The organism is Blastococcus sp. SYSU DS0552, assembly GCF_054050815.1.
Map to the genome: position 1 here is coordinate 11,814 of NZ_JBJHAB010000025.1, position 19,125 is coordinate 30,938.

The following is a 19,125-nucleotide window of genomic DNA, read 5'->3' on the forward strand; positions in this document are numbered from 1 at the left end:
ACGGCCACCCGCCCGCCGCTCGGCCGCCTCCGCCCGATCCCGCCCGGCCGGGCCACGGCAGGGAGCCGCCCGTGCTGAGCATCGACGCCCTGCACGTCACCTACGGCGGAGCCGTCCAGGCCGTGCGGGGGGTCTCCATGGAGGTCCCCGACGGCAGGGTCGTCGCCGTCCTGGGCAGCAACGGCGCCGGGAAGACGACGTTGCTGCGGACCATCTCGGGCACGCTGCGGCTGCACCGCGGCCGGGTCGACTCCGGGTCGGTGACCTTCGACGGGACCGACCTCGTGTCGAAGGACCCGGCCCAGGCCGTCCGGCTCGGGCTCGTGCAGGTGCCCGAGGGGCGGCGCATCTTCGGCCGGCTGACGGTCGAGGAGAACCTGCGTGCCGGCGGCATGGGGAACCGGGACAAGGCGGCCAAGGCCCAGGCCCAGGACCGCGTCTACGACCTGTTCCCGGTGCTCAAGGAGCGCAGCTCCCAGCGGGGCGCGCTGCTCTCCGGCGGCGAGCAGCAGATGCTGGCCATCGGGCGCGCGTTGATGGCCAGCCCGAAGCTGCTCCTGCTCGACGAGCCGTCGCTCGGGCTGGCGCCGCGCATCATCGGCCAGATCGGCGAGGTCATCGGCGAGATCAACCGCCAGGGGACCTCCGTGCTGCTGGTCGAGCAGAACGCCACGATGGCGCTCGGGGTCGCCGATCTCGCCTACGTGCTCGACGTCGGTGAGGTCTCGCTCTCCGGTGACGCGCGGCAGCTCGCCCAGACCGACGAGGTGCAGCGGCTGTACCTCGGCCACGACGGGGGCGGCGACGGCGCGGCCCCGACCCGGCGCGTGAGCTCGGGCAAGAAGCTCTCCCGGTGGACGGCATGACCGCGGCGCCCGACGTCGGGTCGGGGACGCGGTCGGACATCCCGACGGTCGAGGTCGACGGCGTCAGCGTCCGCTTCGGGGCGATCAACGCCCTGTCGGACGTCTCGTTCACGGTCGCTCCCGGCACGATCCACGCGATCATCGGGCCCAACGGTGCGGGCAAGTCGACGATGTTCAACGTCCTGTCCGGCGTCTACCGGGCCAACGAGGGCCAGGTCCGGTTCGGTGAGCACCGGCTGGACCAGATGCGGCCGTACAAGATCGCCGGCATCGGGGTGGCCCGCGCGTTCCAGAACATCGCGCTGTCGGGCACCCAGTCGGTGGCGGAGAACCTCATGCTGGGCCGCCACCACCTGACCAAGGCCGGCTTCCTCTCGGCCGGCCTGCGGCTCCCGCGGGCCACGCGGGAGGGCAAGGTGCACGGCGCGCGCGTCGCCGAGATCGCCGAGTTCATGGATCTCGGCGAGAAGCTGCACACGCCCGTCGGGGTGCTCTCCTACGGCGACCAGAAGCGGGTGGAGGTGGCCCGGGCCCTGTGCACCGAGCCGCGGCTGCTGCTCCTGGACGAGCCGGTCGCCGGCATGAACGCCGAGGAGACCGACCGCATGGCGGAGGCGATCCTCGAGATCCGGTCGGCGCTGGGCATCTCCGTCGTCCTGGTCGAGCACGACATGGGGATGGTCATGTCCCTGGCCGACCGCGTCACCGTGCTCGACTTCGGCCGGCGCATCGCCGACGGCACACCGGCGCAGGTGCAGACCGACCCCGAGGTCATCCGTGCCTATCTCGGCTCCGGCGACGAGGAGAGCCCCTCGGAAGCCGCCGCCCACCACCACTCCTCCGACAACCCTGGGGCGACCTCGTGACCCAGTTCCTCTCCCTGCTCCTCAACGGGATCTCCCTGGGCGCCCTGTACGCCCTCATCGCCCTCGGCTTCGTGATCATCTTCAAGGCGAGCGAGGTCGTGAGCTTCACCCACGGGTCCCTGCTGCTGCTGGGCGCCTACTCCATCGCGCGGCTGTCGGACACGATCGGCTTCCTGCCGGCCGTGCTCGTGGGAATCCTGATCACGGCCGCGGCGGCGTTCGTCATCGAGCGCCTGATCATCAACCGGTTGCGCGGCGCCGCGGTGATCAGCCTGGCCATCGTGACCATCGGCGTCGACATCATCCTGCTCACCGAGCTCATCCGCCGGCTCGGCTCCGACATCCTCAACGTGCCGCACCCGTGGGGCGGGCAGTCGTTCCGGATCGGCGACGTCGGGCTGGCGCAGAACCGGCTGATCGCGTTCCTCGTGGCCGCCGTCCTCATCGCGCTCTTCTTCGTTGCGTTCAAGTACTCGAACTGGGGCATCGCGATGCGGGCCTCGGCGGAGGACGGCGAGACGGCGGCCCTGATGGGCATCCGGCAGGGGCGGGTCTCCGCGCTCGCCTGGGTGGTCGCCGGGGTGCTCGCCGCCGTCGCGGCGCTGTTCCTGGTCGGATCACCGACGCCGGGCGTCACCCCGACGGCCTACGCCGTCGCGCTGCGGGCCTTCCCGGCGGCGATCCTCGGCGGCCTGGACTCGACCGGCGGCGCCCTCGTCGGGGGCCTGCTGATCGGCATCGCCGAGGCGATGGCCGCGGGCTACCAGGACCAGCTGCTCTTCCTCGGCCGCGGGTTCAGCGCCGTCGTCCCGTTCATCGTGATGATCGCGGTCCTCATGTTCCGTCCGTCCGGCCTGTTCGGGACGAAGGAGCTGACCCGTGTCTGAGGCGACGATGACGGCGGCGACCGGGGCCCACCCGTCGGGGGTCGGCCCGGCCGAGCGGGCCGGTTCCGGCCGGTCCGGACTGCGGTCCTGGCTGCGCCCTCTGCTCCTGGTCGCCTTCCTGCTGGTGATGCTGGCGCTGCCGCTGTACGTCGAGGAGTTCTGGCTGCGCACCGGGTTCGCCGCCTTCGGCGCGATCGTGGGCGCGATCGGCCTGAACCTGCTCGTCGGCAACAGCGGCCAGCTCTCCCTCGCCCACGCCTTCTTCCTGGCGGTGGGGGCGGTCAGCTACGTCTACGTCTCGGGGGAGCCGGGCGGGCTCGGGGTGGCCGAGCTCGGCGGGCTCGGGCTCCCCCCGGTCGTCGGGATGATCGTGGGCGTGCTCCTCGCGGGGCTCGCCGGGCTGATCTTCAGCCCGCTCGCGGCCCGGCTGCGCGGGATCTACCTCGGGGTCGCGTCGCTGGCGCTGGTGTTCATCGGCGTCCACGTGCTCAACAGCTGGACCGAGGTCACCGGCGGCTTCAACGGCCGGGCGGCACCGGACTTCTCGCTGTTCGGCTTCACCTTCGCCAACCGGGACCCGGAGCTGTACGTGCTCGGCGTGCCGTTCCGGGAGTCCGAGCGGCTGTGGTACCTGGGGCTCGTCCTGGCCCTCGGGGCTTACCTCTTCGCCCGCAACCTGCTGCGCAGCCGGCCGGGCCGGGCCCTGCAGACCCTGCGGGACAGCGAGGTCGCCGCGTCGGTGATGGGCGTCAACGTGCAGGGCTACAAGGCGCGGATCTTCCTGGTCAGCTCGATGTACGCCGGCCTCGCTGGGGTGATGTACGCGCTCTCCATCGGCAGCATCGCGCCGGAGTCCTTCGGCCTGGAGCTGTCCATCCTCTACCTCGCCATGATCGTGCTGGGCGGGCTCGGCTCGGTGAACGGAGCCGTGCTCGGGGCGATCTTCGTGAGCGCGCTGCCGCTGGTCTTCCAGCGGTACGCCGACCTGATCCCCTTCGTGGGCCGGGACGAGGGGCTGGCTGCCGGTGAGGCGGCCCGGTTCCTGTTCGGCGCGGCCATCGTCCTGGTGATCCTCTTCGAGCCCGCCGGCCTCGCCGGTATCGCCCGCCGCATCTCCGGCCGGGCCCGCCGCAGACCGGGCGGACGGATCACCCAGCACCCACCCGACACGCCCACCCGTTCCAGCGAGCCCACCCCCTCCGACCCACCAGCCCAAGGGAGCACCACGTGAGACTCAGCAAGCGTTCGACCGGCGCCACGATGCTGGCCGCCACCGTCGTCCTGGCCGCCACCGGCTGCAGCACCAAGGCGCCGGAGGCCTCGGGTGGCGGCGGCGGGGGAGGAGCGGCCGCCGGCGACGTCGCCACCGACGTCGGGATCGAGGGCGAGACGATCAACCTCGGTGTGCTCACCGACCTGACCGGTGTCTTCGCCGCGCTGGGCAACGACATCACCAACGCCAACTCCCTGTTCTGGGAGAACAACCAGGTCTGCGACACCTACGACGTCCAGCTCGACATCCAGGACACCGGGTACGTCCCGCAGCAGGGCGTCGCGCTCTACAGCGGGATGCAGGACAACATCCTGGCGATGCAGCAGACGATCGGGTCGCCGATCAACACCGCGCTGGCACCGGAGTACGAGTCGGACCAGATCGTGAACTTCCCCTCGGCCTGGTCGAAGACGCTGACCGAGATCCCGGGCACCGGCGTGGTGGGCGCCACCTACGACGTCGAGCTCGCCAACGGCTACGACTACCTGTTCCGCGAGGGCCTGCTGAACGAGGGCGACACGGTCGGCCACATCTACTTCGAGGGCGAGTACGGCGCCAACGGGCTCGAGGGCACCCGGGCCGTCGCCGAGGAGAAGGGCCTGGAGGTGATCGAGGCGCAGATCAAGGCGACCGACCAGGACATGAGCGCGCAGATCACCCAGTTCCGGTCCGCCGGGGTCGACCTGATCGCGCTCACCGTGGCCCCGGGGCAGACGGCCTCGGTCGCGACGGTCGCCGCGGCGCAGGGGCTGGACGTCCCGATCCTGGGCAGCAACCCCGTCTTCGCGCCGGGACTGCTCCAGGGCCCGGCCGCCGAGTGGCTGAAGACCCACCTCTACGTGGCCTCGCCGGTGTCCTCCTTCGACGCCCACCCGGAGCTGCTCCAGCAGTACCAGGAGGCCTACCCCGACGCCGTGCCGAGCCTCGGTGTGGTCGTCGGCTTCGGCATGAGCGAGATCATGAAGCAGGTGCTCGACCAGGCCTGCGAGGACGGCGACCTCACCCGTGAGGGCGTGCTCAACGCGTTCAACGAGCTGGAGGAGGTCGACACCGGCGGCCTCGTCGTCCCGATCCGCGGCTTCGAGGTCGGCCAGTCCCCGAGCCTGCAGAGCTTCATCCTGCAGCCGGCCGACGTGCCGGGTGGCGCCACCGTCCTGGAGGAGGCCTTCGAGGGCGAGTTCGCGGCGGGTATCGCCGGCTGACCCTCGCACTCCCGGCGGCGCCCCCTCCCTCGCGGAGGGGGCGCCGTCGCGCGCTCACAGCCGTCGCGCTCGGGCCACCGGGAGGAGGCGGAGGGCGAGCAGCGCGGTGATCGCGGCCGCCACGGTCAGCGGCAGCACCGCCGACGTCGCCCGCGCGGCCACGGCCATGACGAACGGCGCGGCGAACCCGACGTAGGCGCAGGCCAGGAACAGCGACGTCAAGGCGCCGAGGCGGGCCGGTGGGGCCAGCCGCGCGGTCAGTGTCAGACCGGCGGCGAGGCACAGCCCACCACCCGCGCCCAGCAGCGGGGCGGCGGCGACCAGCCAGGGCAGCGCGCCCGTCCCGGCGAACGACGCGGCGCAGCCGAACCCGAGCGTGCCGAGCGCCGTGCCGACGACGGCCGTCCACCGCCCCAGCCGGCGCTGCAGCCCGGCGACGACCGTGCCGGCGCCCAGCGTCACGCCCGCCAGCACGCCGGTGACCGCGACGCCGCCGTAGGGCAGCTCCACCAGCAGCGGGACGGCGTTGATGACCGTGGAGGGGAACGCGTAGACGCAGACCGCCACCGGGGCCAGCACGGTCGCCACCAGGGCGCCGTCTCCCGGCCGGATCAGCGGCGCGGCCGGCGCCGAGCCGGATCCGGTGGGGCGAGCGTCGTGCAGCTCGACCGTCTCCGGCAGCCGGAGGGCGAACGCCAGGCCCACCGCGACGAGCACGGTGTGCAGGAGGTACGGCAGCACTGTCGGCGCCGGGGCGTACTGGCCGAGCAGCCCGCTGGTCAGCGGGCCCAGCGAGAACCCGGCGGTCATGGCGAAGGCGGCCCGCCGTCCGCCGGCTCCCTCACCCGAGGCGAGCGAGAGCTCGCCCACCCACGCGCTGCCGACGCTGAAGACGATGCCGCTGACGACGCCCTGCAGGAAGCGGGCGCCGAACAGCAGCGCCAGCGAGTCGCCCGCCGCGGCGAAGGCGAGCGACGCCAGCGCGGAGAGCACGATGCCGGGGATCGCGACCCGGCGGCGGCCCAGCCGGTCCGACAGCGGCCCGGCCAGCAGGAGGGCGGGAACGAGCCCGGCCGCGTAGCAGCCGAACAGCGCGGTGAGGACCTCGGCCGAGAGGCCGAGCCGTTCCTGGTAGACCAGCAGCAGCGGGGTGGGGACGTTCGTGCCCGCGGCCACGGCGAAGAGCGCGAAGACGGCGCGCTTCCAGATCACCGGGCGACCCTACGACCCGCTCGAGGCCCCGCCGTCCCACGTCCGGCTCGGGTACCGGTCGCTGTCTGCTGCCGCTACGCCGCCGGGAATCTGCCCAACCGGGGGAGTCGCGCAACGTGGTGACGCCAGGAACCCGGCGGCGCCAGTACGTTCGTGCCCATGACCGCGGGAGATCAGGCGGCAATCCGGACCACGCCGCGGCCGCCCGGCGGTCCGCTGCGCTTCCGTGCGGACATCCAGGGTCTGCGCGCCGTGGCGGTGGCGCTGGTCGTCGCCGACCACATCCTCGGCTGGCCCCACGGTGGCTTCGTCGGCGTCGACGTCTTCTTCGTCATCTCCGGGTACCTGATCACCGCGCTGCTCCTCCGCGAGCTCGCCTCGACGGGCACCGTCTCCTTCCGGGCCTTCTACCTCCGGCGCGCCAAGCGGATCCTGCCGGCGGCCATGGCCGTGCTGGCGGTGACCGTGGCCGTCGGGTACGTCGTCTGGTTCCTGCCGCGGGCGAACCAGACCGCGCTCGACGCGTTGGCCGCGGCCTTCTTCGTCGAGAACTGGCACCTGGTGGCCGTCGGGGCCGACTACCTGCAGGCGCAGGGGCCGGTGTCGCCGGTGCAGCACTACTGGTCGCTGTCGATCGAGGAGCAGTTCTACGCGCTCTGGCCGCTGCTCCTGCTCGGTGGCTTCGCGCTGTTCGACCTCCGGCGCCGACCGGGGCGGCTGGTGTGGTTCCTCACCGCGGGGATCGCCCTCTCCCTGGCCTGGGCGGCCTACCGGACGAGCACCGCTCCCACGGCCGCCTACTTCGACACCCTCGCGCGTGCGTGCGAGTTGCTGGCCGGAGCGCTCGTCGCCGTCGTCGGCGGTCGGCTGGTTCTCGCCGACCGGTTCCGCGCGGCGCTGAGCCTGGGCGGGCTGGGAGTCATCCTCGGCTCCGCCGTGGTCATCTCGCCGTCGTCGCCGTTCCCCTTCCCGTGGGTGCTGGCGCCGGTGCTCGGCGCGGCGCTGGTGCTCCTGGCCGACCCGCCCCCGTCCGCGGCCACCGCGGTGCTGACCAACCCGGTGGCGCGACGGCTGGGGCAGTGGTCGTACTCGATCTACCTGTGGCACTTCCCGGTGGTGGTGTTCGGGGTCGGCGCCTTCGGGACCTCCGTCGCGGTGCAGCTGGCCCTCGTGGCCCTCACGGTGCTCCTGTCGGCCGCCTCGTACCGGTGGATCGAGCAGCCCGTGCTGGCCATCCGTCCCCGTCCCCGCTACGTCTCCGGCTGGGAGCGACGCCGCCGCGAGGGGGTCGGGCTCCCCGTCACCGTGGCCGCCGTGCTGCTCGTGGTGGGCGCAGCCCAGTTCCTGGTGCCCGGGTGGAGGGGGGTCGCCGACCCGGACAGCGGGGGCCCGGCACGATCCACCGGTGACGAGCGGCCGTCGGCGGCCGAGCTCGCGGACCAGGTGGAGGCCGCCCTGTCCGCCGAGTCCTGGCCGGCCGACCTGACACCCTCCCTGGACGGGCTCGGGCCCGAGCACCAGCCGGTGGAGATGGGCACCACCGCTCCGGGGTGCCGCAACACGGTGGCCGCCGGAGATGACCCGCTGGTCTGCCGGCACGGGCCCGCGGATGCGCCCAGGACGGCGCTCCTGGTCGGCGATTCGGTCGCGATGAGCTGGGGGCCCACGGTCAACGGGGTCTTCGAGGGCGACGACTGGCAGGTGCTCGCGCTGGGTTACGCCTCCTGCCCGTTCATCGACGTCGCCGTGGCGCCGCCGGCCGAGCCACCCGGCTTCCCGGAGGAGTGCGCGGCCGCGCGCGAGCGCACGCTGCGGTTCATCGAGGAGACGGCACCCGACGTGCTGGTCCTCTCGGCCGGCCAGGGGTACTTCGGCAACTTCGTCAGCGGGGCCGGCAGCGAGGGCGACAGCGGCGCCGCCATCGACGAGTGGCAGCGCGGCCTGGAGTCGACCCTCGAGGCGGTGGCGCCGTTCGTCGGCTCCGTCGTGGTCCTGGGCAACCCGCCGCTGGGCGCCGATCCCCGCGAGTGCGGGGGGCGCCTGAGCGGTCCCGAGGACTGCGTCAGGCCGATCAGCCGCGGCTTCCTGGACAAGACCGAGGCCGAACGGGCCGCGGTCGACGCGCAGCAGGCGGCCGGCGCGGACGTGACCTACGTGGACACCCAGGAGATGTTCTGCGCGGACGGCCGCTGCCCCGCCTTCGCCGGCGACGTGCTGCTGCGCACGGACGAGACCCACCTGACGGCGGCAGCCGCGGACATGCTGGCCGCCGCCGTGCGGGAGCAGGTGCCGTCCGAGGTGCTGTCGTGATCGCGAGGCCGCCGGACGGGAGTGATAGCCCGAGATCGACAGGCAGGTGACCGACCGACGCATCGGAGTGAGTGCGTGGTGGATCAGCCACCACGCACGAAACCCCCTCCGACACGGGCACAGGTCGGAGGGGGTTGCGGTGCGCCATCAGGGACTCGAACCCCGAACCCGCTGATTAAGAGTCAGCTGCTCTGCCAATTGAGCTAATGGCGCGGTGCGCCCGGCTGGCGGGCACGAGAGAGAACGATACCAGCGCCGGGCGGTCGCCCGGTGGTGGGGGCAGGTGCTCTTCGCCACGCCCGTGTCCGATACCACGCTCCGCTGTCGTCCCGCCGTGGACACTGGAGGGGATTGCTCCCGTCCGGACCGGGTGGGAGGGCGAGAGGAGCCGGGACGGGTGCGACGGACAGCCACGATGATCGCCGCTGGGGCGCTGGTCGCCCTGGCCGGGTGCAGCGGGTCGGACGCCGGCGCTGCCGGTGAGCCGACCGCCGCGGCCGAGCCGGCGACGGTCGAGCTCGCGGTCGCCGACGGGGCGGTGGACATCTCGCCCGTGGTCCCGCTCGAGATCTCGGTGAGCGGTGGCGAGCTCGCCGAGGTCGCCGTCACCGACGCGACCGGGGCACCCGTGCCGGGCGTCGTCGCCGAGGAGGAGGAGGACGGCACCGCCGTCTGGGAGCCGGCGACGCCGCTGGCCTACGACACCGCCTACACGCTGACCGCGACGGCCACCAACGCCGACGAGGAACCGACGCGGGCGACGTCGACGTTCACCACCGTGGACCCGCAGGCGGTCGTGACGCCGGGGATCGGCCCGCTGGACGGCCAGACCGTCGGCGTCGGCATGCCGATCCGCGTGTACTTCTCCGAGCCGGTGACCGACAAGGCCGCCGTCGAGCGCAACCTGGTGGTCACGAGCACGACGCCCACCGACGGCGTGTGGAGCTGGTTCGGTGACAGCGAGGTGCACTTCCGCCCGTCCACCTACTGGCCCGAGAACATCGAGGTCACCCTCGACGCGAACCTGTACGGCGTCGACTTCGGCGACGGCGTCTGGGGGGAGAAGGACCGCAGCATCAGCTTCTCCATCGGCGAGCGGCACGTCTCGGTCGCCGACGCCGCGACGCACACGATGGAGGTCTACGACGGCGACCAGCTGGTGCAGACCTTCCCGATGAGCGCCGGGGGCCCGGACTTCCCGAGCCGCAACGGGCCGCACGTGGTCACCGAGCTCAACCGGAACCGGGTCATGGACTCCAGCACGTACGGCACGCCGGTCGACAGCCCGGACGGCTACCGGACGCCCGTGGAGTACGCGGTCCGGCTCTCGGACAACGGGGAGTTCGTGCACGCGGCGCCCTGGTCGGTGGCCCAGCAGGGGCGGGAGAACGTCTCGCACGGGTGCATCAACCTCTCCACCGAGCGCGCCGCGTGGTTCTTCCACTTCTCCCAGCCCGGCGACGTCGTGGAGATCAGGAACTCGATCGGCCCCACGCTCTCGGCCGCCGACGGCGCCATCTACGACTGGGCCATCCCCTGGGAGGAGTGGCGGGCCGGTAGCGCGCTGAAGTAGCGGCCACCGCGTTTCCCCCACACCCGCCGGGGGCACGAGGACGGCGCGTCCGAGGAGGGGATCGTCGTGGAGCCGTGGCAGATCGTGGTGCTGGTCGTCGTCGTGCTGCTGGTGCTGGCGCTGGTGGCGTTCGCGTTCACCCGGCGGTCGCGGACCACCGGGGCGCGCAAGCGGGCGGAGCAGCGCGAGGAGGCCCGCGACCACCTGCGGGAGGCCGAGATCCGCGGCGCCCGCGCCGAGAAGGAGCAGGCGCTGGCCGAGGAGCAGGCGGCCCGCGCCCGCCGGGAGCTCGCCGAGGTGCAGGAGCGGGCCGCGCTCGCCGAGCAGGAGGCCCGGCAGCGGGCGGCCCGCGCCGACGAGGACCGGGCCGCCGCCGAGCAGCTGCGCGCGCAGGCGCAGCGCCTCTCGCCCGACGTCGTCTCCGACGGGCAGCAGCGACACCCCGAGGGCGGCGCCACGCGCCGCTGAGCGCCGACCGCTCAGTTCCCGCCCCGTCGGCGGTCCTCCCTCCGAGGACCGTCGAACCGGAGGGGCGCCATGACCGACCTGCTGGCCATCGGAACGCGCAAGGGGCTGTGGCTGGCCCGCAGTGACGACGACCGGCGGACGTGGACCCTGGACGGGCCACACCTGCTGGCCCAGGAGGTGGCGGCGGTGTCCGTGGACGTCCGCCGCCCGGCGCCGCGGCTGCTGGCGGGGGTCCAGTACGGCCACTGGGGCCCCACCGTCACCTGGTCGGACGACCTGGGGGGCAGCTGGCAGGAGACCGAGCACGGGGCCATCCGGTTCCCGGGCGACGCCGGCGCCGCGCTCGGCCGGGTGTGGCAGCTGCGGCCCGACTCCGCCGCCCGCCCCGACGTCGTCTGGGCCGGCTGCGAGCCGCATTCGTTGTGGCGCAGCGACGACGGCGGCTGCAGCTTCTCGCTGGTGCGCGGGCTGTGGGACCACCCGCACCGGCCCACCTGGGAACCCGGGGCGGGCGGCGGCGCGGTGCACACGGTCCTGCCGGACCCGGGAACCGACCGGGTGACCGTCGCCATGAGCACCGGCGGGGTGTACGTCAGCGACGACGGCGCGACCGGGTGGACGCCGCGCAACCGGGGGATCAGCGCGGTCTTCCTGCCCGAGCCACCCGAGTACGGCCAGTGCGTGCACAAGGTGGCGCTCGACGCCGGGAGCCCGGCGCGGATGTACGCGCAGAACCACTTCGGGGTCTTCCGCACCGACGACGGCGGCGGATCGTGGACCTCCATCGCCGAGGGCCTGCCGGCCGACTTCGGCTTCCCGATCGCCGCCTCGCCCACCGTGCCCGGCACCGCCTGGGTCGTCCCGCTGGTGGCCGACGTGCAGCGCGTGCCGCCGGACGGCCGGCTGCGGGTGCACCGCACCCGGGACGCCGGCGCGAGCTGGACCGAGGTCGGCGCCGGGCTCCCCGAGGGCGCCTGGACCGCGGCGCTGCGCGACGCCTTCTGCACCGACGACCGGGGCGGCCTCTACCTGGGCACGCGCGACGGCTGCGTGTACGCCAGCAGCGACGAGGGGGACACCTTCTCCCTGGTGGCCGAGCACCTGCCCGACGTGCTCGTCGTGCGGGCGGCCCGGCTGCCGTGACGGGAGGCGGCGTGCGCGTGGAGGTGGTGCTGCCCGGGTCGCTGGCCGACCTCGCCGGGGGGACGCGGCACGTGACGGTCGATCCGGGTGGCGGTGCGGACGGCACCACGCTGCGGGCGGTGCTCGACGCGCTGGCGGCGCGTCACCCGGTGCTCGGCCGGCGGATCCGGGACGAGGCCGGGGCGCTGCGGCGGTTCGTCAACGTCTACGTCGACGGCGAGGACGTGCGCTGGCAGGGCGGCCTGGCGACGGCGGTCGGCGACGGCGCGGTCGTGCAGGTGCTGCCGTCGGTCGCGGGCGGCTGTTGAAGGACCCCCTGCCCCCCACCACTCGCAAGCTCGTGGCGGGACCCTGCAGGGGGCCTCAGAGGGCGGCGAGGGCGGCGCAGTTCGGGCAGAGCTGCGTCTCCTCGTACCCCTCGGGTGGCCAGGGCAGCTGCTCGTCGATGGAGACGTAGGCGCCGCAGAGGGCCTTGCGGCTCTGCCCGCTGACCCGGCCGATGGTCGCGTGCGCCGGGCCGATCTGCCGCGGGGTCAGCCCCTCGGCGCCGAAGGAGCCGACCATGACGACCGCGTGTGCCGTGCCGTACGCGTAGACGCTCGTCATGCGCCCAGGGTCCGAGCCCGCCGCCCGTTCCGCCACCACCGCCGGGCACGTGTCGGCCGCACGCGTCACACCGGTCCCATCCGTTCCCGATTCAGCGGCGCGGCCGGTCCGGCCGGCCCGCCGGAGGTCCGCGCGTGCCCCCGGACCGCCCGACCGGGGGCACGCGGGCGGCCGGCTCAGGAGGCGTAGATCCTCTCGATCTCGCCGGCGTTCTCCTGCATGACCACCGAGCGCTTGAGCTTCAGCGAGGGGGTCAGCTGGCCGCCCTCCACCGTCCACTCCACGGGGAGGACGGCGAAGGAGCGGATCGACTCGGCCTTCGACACCTGCCTGTTGGCGGCGTCCACGGCGGCCTGGAGCTCCGCCCGGACCTCCGGGTCGTCGACCAGCTCGGCCAGTGGGGTGCCGGCGGGGCGGCCCTTGCTCTCCAGCCACCCGGGCAGCGCCTCGGCGTCCAGCGTGATCAGGCAGCCGATGAACGGCCGGTTGTCGCCGACGACGATGCACTGGCTGACCAGCGGGTGCGCGCGGATCTTGTCCTCGAGGACGGCGGGGGAGACGTTCTTCCCGGCCGAGGTCACGATCAGCTCCTTGATCCGTCCGGTGATCGTCACGTACCCCTCGGGGTCGAGCACCCCGATGTCGCCGGTGCGGAACCAGCCGTCGCGCATCGCCTCGGCGGTCGCCTCCGGGTTGTGCCAGTAGCCGCGGAACACCTGCGGCCCGCGGACGAGGATCTCGCCGAGGTCGTCGATGCGCACCGCCGTGCCGGGGGCCGGCCGGCCGACGGTGCCGACCTTGAGGGTGTCCGGGCCGCTGACGGTCGCCGGGCCGGTGGTCTCGGTGAGGCCGTAGCCCTCGAGGATGGTGACGCCGATGCCCCGGAAGAAGTGGCCGAGGCGTTCGCCCAGCGGGGCGCCGCCGGAGAGGGCGTACTCCACCTGGCCGCCCATCGCCGCCCGCAGCTTGCCGTAGACCAGCCGGTCGAACAGTGCGTGCTGGAGCCGGGCCGCGAGGCCGGGGCCCCCGGTGTCCTGACCCTTCGACCAGGCGACGGCGACCCGCTCGGCGCGGTCGAAGATCGCGCCCTTGCCGCCGGCGTGGGCCTTCTGCCGCGCACCGTTGTAGACCTTCTCGAACACTCGGGGCACCGCGACGAGGAACGTCGGCTGGAACGTGCCGAGGTCGGCCAGCAGCGAGGCGAGGTCGGGAGTGTGGCCCAGCCGGGCGCCGTGCTGGATGCAGCCGACCTCGATGATCCGGGCGAAGACGTGCGCCAGCGGCAGGAAGAGCAACGAGCTGGCGTTCTCGGCCGCCATCGCCGGGATGACCGCCGGTGCGAGCTCGGCGACGTAGAGCAGGTTCCCGTGCGTCAGCTCGCAGCCCTTGGGGCGCCCGGTGGTCCCCGAGGTGTAGATGATCGTGGCGAGCGAGTCGGTGGTCAGGCCGGCCCGACGCGCCGCCAGCTCCTCCTCCGGCACCTCCCCGGCCCGCGCGGCCACGGCGTCCAGGTCCCCGGTCTCGACAGTCCAGACCTCGCGGAGCTCGTGCAGGTCGCTGCGCACCGACTCGACCAGGGTCCGGTGCGCGGCGGTCTCCACCACGACGGCGACCGCGCCGGAGTCCGCCAGGATCCACTGCGCCTGCTCGGCCGACGAGGTCTCGTAGATGGGTACGCCCACGCCGCCGGCGGTCCAGATGGCGTAGTCGGCCAGGGTCCACTCGTAGCTGGTCCGGCCCAGGATCCCGACCCGGTCGCCCGGCCCGACCCCGGCCGCGATCATGCCGCGCGCCAGGGCCGACACCTGCTGGGCGAACTCGCGGCTGGTGACCGGCACCCAGCTGCCGCCCACGTTGCGGCTCAGCGCGATGCGGTCCGGGTTCTCGCGCGCGTGGGTGGCCACCGCATCGGGCAGCGCGGCGGTGGCGGGGATCTCGAAGGTGCTGGGGCTGGCGTACTCCTGCACGGGTGGGCTCCTCGGGACGACGACACGACGCTGTGACGTGGACCGCGAAGATACAGAACGGGTGGTCTGTATGTTCGGGTTCCCGGCGCGGTGATCGCCGGTGGTCGGCGAACGTCCCGGAGGTTGCTGTGCAGTCCGCTCTCTACGAGGCCGAGCACGAGTCGTTCCGCGCGATGGTGCGGGACTTCCTGGCCAAGGAGGTCGTCCCCCACCACGACGAGTGGGAGAAGGCCGGCGTCGTCGACCGCGCGGTGTGGCTCCGCGCCGGCGAGCAGGGCCTGCTCGGCATGGACGTGCCCGAGGAGTACGGCGGCGGCGGGGTCCGGGACTTCCGCTACAACGCCATCCTCTCCGCCGAGATCAGTCGGGCGGGGGCCAGCGGCCTGGGCTTCACGCTGCAGAACGACGTCGTCGCGCCGTACCTGACCGGGCTCACCACCGAGGAGCAGAAGCGGCGCTGGCTGCCCGGCGTGGTCAGCGGGGAGATCATCACCGCGATCGCCATGACCGAGCCGGGCGCGGGCTCGGACCTGCAGGGCCTGCGGACCACGGCCCGTCGGGACGGCGACGAGTGGGTGCTCAACGGGAGCAAGACGTTCATCACCAACGGCATCAACGCCGACCTCGTCATCGTGGTCGCCCGCACCGACCCGGAGGCCGGTGCCCGCGGGTTCTCGCTGCTGGTCGTCGAGCGGGGGATGCCGGGCTTCGAGCGCGGGCGGAACCTGGACAAGGTCGGCCTCAAGGCGCAGGACACGGCCGAGCTGTTCTTCGAGGACGTGCGGGTGCCGGCGGCCAACCTGCTCGGCACCGAGGGGCACGGCTTCTTCCACCTCATGGCGAACCTGCCGCAGGAGCGCCTGTCGATCGCCGCCGGCGCCGTCGCCTCCGCCCGCATCGTGCTCGACCTGACCGTCCAGTACTGCAAGGACCGCACCGCCTTCGGCAGACCGATCGGGGCGTTCCAGAACACCCGCTTCGAGCTCGCCGAGATGCACACCGAGGTCTCGGTCGCCGAGACCTACCTCGAGAAGGCCGTCCTCGAGCACAACGCCGGCCGGTTCACCGCCGAGGACGCGGCCATGGCCAAGTGGTGGACCACCGAGCTGCAGAAGCGGGTGATCGACCGGTGCCTGCAGCTGCACGGCGGCTACGGCTACATGCTCGAGTACCCGGTCGCGAAGGCCTACCTCGACAGCCGCATCCAGACCATCTACGGCGGGACGACCGAGATCATGAAGGAGATCGTCGGCCGCTCCCTCGGCGTCTGAACCCGTTCCCCGTACGCACCCGAGAGGACTCGCATGGCCACCGAGGCACGAGCATGAGCACCGAGGCGTTCATCTACGACGCCGTGCGCACCCCGCGCGGCAAGGGCAAGAAGACCGGTGGGCTGCACTCGGTCAAGCCGATCAGCCTGACCACCGGTCTCATCGACGCGGTCCGCGACCGCAACCCCGGGCTGGACCCGGCGCTGGTCGACGACATCGTCCTCGGCGTCGTCTCCCCGGTGGGGGAGCAGGGTGCGGTGATCGCCCGGACGGCGGCGCTGACGGCCGGGCTGCCCGACACCGTGGCCGGCGTCCAGATCAACCGGTTCTGCGCCAGCGGCCTGGAGGCGGTCAACCTGGCCGCGCAGAAGGTCCGGTCCGGCTTCGAGGACCTGGTGCTAGCCGGCGGTGTCGAGTCGATGTCGCGGGTGCCCATGGGCTCCGACGGCGGCGCCTGGCCCATGGACCCCGAGACTGCCGCGCGCACCGGCTTCGTGCCGCAGGGCATCGGTGCCGACCTGATCGCGACCCTCGCCGGCTGGAGCCGGGAGGACGTCGACGCCTACGCCGCCGAGTCCCACGCCCGCGCGGCCAAGGCGTGGTCCAACGGCTACTTCGAGCGGTCCGTCGTCCCGGTGACGGACAAGAACGGCACCGTCGTCCTCGACGCCGACGAGTTGGTGCGACCCGGCACCACCGTCGAGTCGCTGGCCGCGCTGCCCTCGGCGTTCGCCGGCATCGGCGACCTGGGCGGCTTCGACGCCGTCGCGCTGAACAAGTACCACTGGGTCGAGCGGATCGACCACGTGCACACCGCCGGCAACTCCAGCGGCATCGTCGACGGCGCCGCGCTGGTCGTCGTCGGCACCGAGGAGGCGGGCAGCCGCAACGGGCTGACCCCGCGTGCCCGCATCGTGAGCACCGCCGTCTCCGGTGCCGACCCGGTGATCATGCTGACCGGTCCGGCGCCGGCCACGCACAAGGCGCTGGCCAAGGCGGGTCTCACCGTCGACGACATCGATCTGGTCGAGATGAACGAGGCGTTCGCCGCCGTCGTGCTGCGGTTCATGGCCGACACCGGTTTCGCCCACGAGCAGGTCAACGTCAACGGCGGCGCCATCTCGATGGGGCACCCGCTGGGCGCCACCGGGGCGATGATCCTCGGCTCCCTCGTCGACGAGCTCGAGCGGCGCGACCTGCGCTACGGCCTGGCCACCCTGTGCGTCGGCGGCGGGATGGGCATCGCCACCGTCGTCGAGCGAGTCTGAGGAGCGACACCCGATGAGTGAGAGCACCATCCGCTGGGAGTCCGACGCCGACGGCGTCGTCGTGCTCACCCTCGACGACCCCTCGTCGTCGGCGAACACCATGAACGACGCGTACGTGGCCTCGATGGGCGAGACGATCGACCGGCTCGAGCGCGAGAAGGAGTCGGTCCGGGGCGTCGTCCTGACCAGCGCGAAGAAGACCTTCTTCGCCGGCGGCAACCTGGGCAGCCTGATCCAGGCCACGCCCGAGAGCAAGGACGCCGTCCTGGCTCAGGTGACGCTGGTGAAGGGCCAGCTGCGCCGGCTGGAGACGCTCGGCATCCCGGTCGCGTCGGCGATCAACGGCGCCGCGCTGGGTGGCGGGCTGGAGATCGCCCTGGCCACCCACCACCGCGTCGTCCTCGACGACCCGAAGGTCAAGCTCGGCTTCCCCGAGGTCACGCTCGGCCTGCTGCCCGGCGGCGGCGGGATCGTCCGCTCGGTCCGCCTGCTCGGCCTGACGACGGCGCTGCTCGAGCTGCTGCTCCAGGGCCAGCAGGTCCGTCCCCAGAAGGCGCTGGAGCTGGGGCTGGTCCACGAGACGGCCACCGACCGCGACGAGCTGCTCGCCAAGGCCCGCGCCTGGGTGCTGGCGAATCCCGGTGCCGCGCAGCCGTGGGACACCAAGGGCTACAAGGTGCCCGGCGGGACCCCGTCGTCGCCGTCGCTGGCCGCCAACCTGCCGGCGTTCCCGGCGAACCTGACCAAGCAGCTCAAGGGCGCGCCCTACCCGGCGCCGTACGCGATCCTGTCCGCCGCGGTGGAGAGCCTGCAGGTGGACGTCGACACCGCGTTCACCGTGGAGGGCCGGTACTTCGTCGACCTGGTCGTCGGCCAGATCTCGACCAACATGATCCAGGCGCTGTGGTTCGACCTGAACCGGATCAACGGCGGGGGCTCGCGGCCGTCGGTCGAGCAGACGTTCTCGGCGTCGAAGGTCGGTGTCCTGGGCGCCGGGATGATGGGCGCCGGCATCGCGCACGCGTTCGCCAAGGTGGGCGTCGACGTCGTCCTCAAGGACGTCAGCGCGGAGGCCGCCGAGAAGGGGAAGGCGCACGTCGCCGGGCTGGTCGGGAAGCAGGTGTCGCGCGGGCGCATGAGCCAGGCGAAGGCCGACGCGTTCCTCGCCCGGATCACCCCGACCGGCGACGCGGCGGACCTGGCCGGCTGCGACGTGATCGTGGAGGCGGTCTTCGAGGACACCGCGCTCAAGCACCGGGTGCTGAGCGAGGCGGAGGCGAACGCCGCGCCGGGTGCGCTGCTGGCCTCCAACACCTCGACCCTGCCGATCACCGGGCTGGCCGAGGGCGTGCAGCGGCAGGCCGACGTGGTCGGCATGCACTTCTTCTCGCCGGTGGACAAGATGCCGCTGGTCGAGCTGATCGTGGGGGAGCGGACCTCCGACGAGGCGCTGGCGCGGGCCTACGACGTCGTCCGGCAGATCGGCAAGACCCCGATCGTCGTCGCCGACAGCCGGGGGTTCTTCACCAGCCGGGTGTTCGGCACCCTGGTCATGGAGGGCGCGGCGCTGCTGGCCGAGGGGCTGGCGCCGATGAGCGTCGAGCGCGCCGCCCTGCAGGCCGGCTTCCCCGCCGGGCCGCTCACCCTGCTCGACGAGGTCACCCTGACCCTGCCGCTGAAGATCCGCGACGAGGCGGCGAAGGCCGGGGCCGCCGACGACCACCCGGGCGTGGCCGTCCTGCGGACGATGGTCGAGCACGGCCGCACGGGCAAGGCCGCGGGCGCCGGGTTCTTCGACTGGCAGCCGGAGAAGCGGGTGTGGCCCGGGCTGGCCGAGCTCTTCCCGGCGAGCGACGGGGTGTCCTTCCGCGACGCCCAGGAGCGCCTGCTGTTCGCCATGGCCGTCGAGACGGCGCGCTGCCTCGAGGAGCAGGTGCTGCGCACCGTCGAGGACGCCAACATCGGGTCGATCATGGGGATCGGCTTCCCGCCGCTCTACGGCGGCGTCCTGCAGTACGTCGACCAGTACGCCGGCGGGGTGGCCGGCTTCGTGGCCCGGGCCGACGAGCTGGCCGACCGCTACGGCGAGCGGTTCCGGCCACCGGCGATCCTGCTGGAGCGGGCCGTCCCGGCGGGCAGCCTGCGGGCCGCCGCCGCGGCCTGAGCACCGGTAGCGGGGCGTCGCCGCAGGGCGGCGCCCCGTTCCCCGGCGT

At 73.2% G+C, this 19,125-nt stretch carries 16 protein-coding genes and 1 tRNA gene; 13 read left to right on the forward strand and 4 right to left on the reverse strand.

Annotated features, from left to right (window positions below):
* Positions 1–71 precede the first annotated feature (71 nt).
* The 5 genes from ACI8AG_RS18810 to ACI8AG_RS18830 are packed head-to-tail and all read left to right on the forward strand — an operon-like array spanning position 72 to position 5,094.
* A complete protein-coding gene (locus ACI8AG_RS18810; RefSeq protein ID WP_456587524.1) occupies positions 72–866 on the forward strand; it encodes an ABC transporter ATP-binding protein in 795 nt (264 codons plus the stop codon).
* Positions 863–1,732, forward strand: coding sequence for an ABC transporter ATP-binding protein (locus ACI8AG_RS18815; protein WP_456587566.1), 870 nt, complete (start codon positions 863–865; stop codon positions 1,730–1,732). Before ACI8AG_RS18810 ends, ACI8AG_RS18815 begins: the two co-directional genes overlap by 4 nt.
* Positions 1,729–2,619, forward strand: coding sequence for a branched-chain amino acid ABC transporter permease (locus tag ACI8AG_RS18820; RefSeq protein ID WP_456587525.1), 891 nt, complete (start codon positions 1,729–1,731; stop codon positions 2,617–2,619). The genes ACI8AG_RS18815 and ACI8AG_RS18820 overlap by 4 nt, the downstream gene beginning before the upstream one ends.
* Entirely contained in the window at positions 2,612–3,850 is a 1,239-nt protein-coding gene (locus tag ACI8AG_RS18825; protein WP_456598228.1) for a branched-chain amino acid ABC transporter permease, read from the forward strand. Before ACI8AG_RS18820 ends, ACI8AG_RS18825 begins: the two co-directional genes overlap by 8 nt.
* Positions 3,847–5,094, forward strand: coding sequence for an ABC transporter substrate-binding protein (locus ACI8AG_RS18830; protein WP_456587527.1), 1,248 nt, complete (start codon positions 3,847–3,849; stop codon positions 5,092–5,094). The genes ACI8AG_RS18825 and ACI8AG_RS18830 overlap by 4 nt, the downstream gene beginning before the upstream one ends.
* 54 nt (positions 5,095–5,148) lie before the next feature.
* On the opposite strand, the gene ACI8AG_RS18835 is transcribed toward ACI8AG_RS18830, so the two are convergent.
* Positions 5,149–6,306 carry an MFS transporter gene (locus ACI8AG_RS18835; RefSeq protein WP_456587528.1) on the reverse strand — a complete coding sequence of 386 codons (1,158 nt, stop codon included), beginning with the start codon at positions 6,304–6,306 and terminating at the stop codon, positions 5,149–5,151.
* A gap of 159 nt (positions 6,307–6,465) precedes the next feature.
* Here ACI8AG_RS18835 and ACI8AG_RS18840 point away from each other — a divergent pair, with 159 nt between their 5' ends.
* Positions 6,466–8,616, forward strand: coding sequence for an acyltransferase family protein (locus ACI8AG_RS18840; RefSeq protein WP_456598229.1), 2,151 nt, complete (start codon positions 6,466–6,468; stop codon positions 8,614–8,616).
* A 140-nt stretch (positions 8,617–8,756) separates the two neighbouring features.
* Here ACI8AG_RS18840 and ACI8AG_RS18845 read toward each other — a convergent pair.
* Positions 8,757–8,829 (reverse strand) — tRNA-Lys (locus ACI8AG_RS18845).
* A 184-nt stretch (positions 8,830–9,013) separates the two neighbouring features.
* On the opposite strand from ACI8AG_RS18845, the gene ACI8AG_RS18850 reads away from it, so the two are divergent.
* The 4 genes from ACI8AG_RS18850 (at position 9,014) to ACI8AG_RS18865 (ending at position 12,108) form a co-directional block, all read left to right on the forward strand.
* Positions 9,014–10,189 (forward strand): L,D-transpeptidase, encoded by a 1,176-nt coding sequence (locus ACI8AG_RS18850; protein ID WP_456598230.1) that lies wholly within the window; start codon positions 9,014–9,016, stop codon positions 10,187–10,189.
* A 66-nt stretch (positions 10,190–10,255) separates the two neighbouring features.
* Positions 10,256–10,657, forward strand: coding sequence for a hypothetical protein (locus ACI8AG_RS18855; RefSeq protein WP_456587531.1), 402 nt, complete (start codon positions 10,256–10,258; stop codon positions 10,655–10,657).
* A 69-nt stretch (positions 10,658–10,726) separates the two neighbouring features.
* On the forward strand, positions 10,727–11,800 hold the full coding sequence (locus ACI8AG_RS18860; RefSeq protein ID WP_456598231.1) for an exo-alpha-sialidase: 1,074 nt from the start codon (positions 10,727–10,729) through the stop codon (positions 11,798–11,800).
* A gap of 11 nt (positions 11,801–11,811) precedes the next feature.
* Entirely contained in the window at positions 11,812–12,108 is a 297-nt protein-coding gene (locus ACI8AG_RS18865) for a ubiquitin-like small modifier protein 1 (protein WP_456598232.1), read from the forward strand.
* A 55-nt stretch (positions 12,109–12,163) separates the two neighbouring features.
* Here the strand turns inward: ACI8AG_RS18865 and ACI8AG_RS18870 are convergent, their stop codons facing one another.
* Complete coding sequence (locus ACI8AG_RS18870) at positions 12,164–12,406, reverse strand: hypothetical protein (RefSeq protein WP_456587534.1); 243 nt, start codon at positions 12,404–12,406, stop codon at positions 12,164–12,166.
* A 176-nt stretch (positions 12,407–12,582) separates the two neighbouring features.
* Positions 12,583–14,373: an AMP-dependent synthetase/ligase gene (locus ACI8AG_RS18875; RefSeq protein WP_456598233.1), complete on the reverse strand. Its 1,791-nt coding sequence runs from the start codon at positions 14,371–14,373 to the stop codon at positions 12,583–12,585.
* Between the two features lie 128 nt (positions 14,374–14,501).
* Here ACI8AG_RS18875 and ACI8AG_RS18880 point away from each other — a divergent pair, with 128 nt between their 5' ends.
* Genes ACI8AG_RS18880 through ACI8AG_RS18890 form a run of 3 tightly spaced genes read left to right on the forward strand, consistent with a single transcriptional unit; the run spans position 14,502 to position 19,076 of the window.
* A complete protein-coding gene (locus ACI8AG_RS18880; RefSeq protein ID WP_456598234.1) occupies positions 14,502–15,644 on the forward strand; it encodes an acyl-CoA dehydrogenase family protein in 1,143 nt (380 codons plus the stop codon).
* A gap of 53 nt (positions 15,645–15,697) precedes the next feature.
* On the forward strand, positions 15,698–16,912 hold the full coding sequence (locus ACI8AG_RS18885; RefSeq protein ID WP_456598235.1) for an acetyl-CoA C-acetyltransferase: 1,215 nt from the start codon (positions 15,698–15,700) through the stop codon (positions 16,910–16,912).
* Positions 16,913–16,925: 13 nt separating this feature from the next.
* Complete coding sequence (locus tag ACI8AG_RS18890; protein ID WP_456598236.1) at positions 16,926–19,076, forward strand: 3-hydroxyacyl-CoA dehydrogenase NAD-binding domain-containing protein; 2,151 nt, start codon at positions 16,926–16,928, stop codon at positions 19,074–19,076.
* Positions 19,077–19,125: the final 49 nt, after the last annotated feature.

What these genes read in the sequence shown, in the direction of transcription:
- ACI8AG_RS18860 (WP_456598231.1), top strand. Translation starts at nt 10,727, where the DNA reads ATGACCGACCTGCTGGCCATCGGAACGCGCAAGGGGCTGTGGCTGGCC.
- ACI8AG_RS18840 (WP_456598229.1), top strand. Translation starts at nt 6,466, where the DNA reads ATGACCGCGGGAGATCAGGCGGCAATCCGGACCACGCCGCGGCCGCCC.
- ACI8AG_RS18815 (WP_456587566.1), top strand. Translation starts at nt 863, where the DNA reads ATGACCGCGGCGCCCGACGTCGGGTCGGGGACGCGGTCGGACATCCCG.
- ACI8AG_RS18885 (WP_456598235.1), top strand. Translation starts at nt 15,698, where the DNA reads ATGAGCACCGAGGCGTTCATCTACGACGCCGTGCGCACCCCGCGCGGC.
- ACI8AG_RS18870 (WP_456587534.1), bottom strand. Translation starts at nt 12,406, where the DNA reads ATGACGAGCGTCTACGCGTACGGCACGGCACACGCGGTCGTCATGGTC.
- ACI8AG_RS18890 (WP_456598236.1), top strand. Translation starts at nt 16,926, where the DNA reads ATGAGTGAGAGCACCATCCGCTGGGAGTCCGACGCCGACGGCGTCGTC.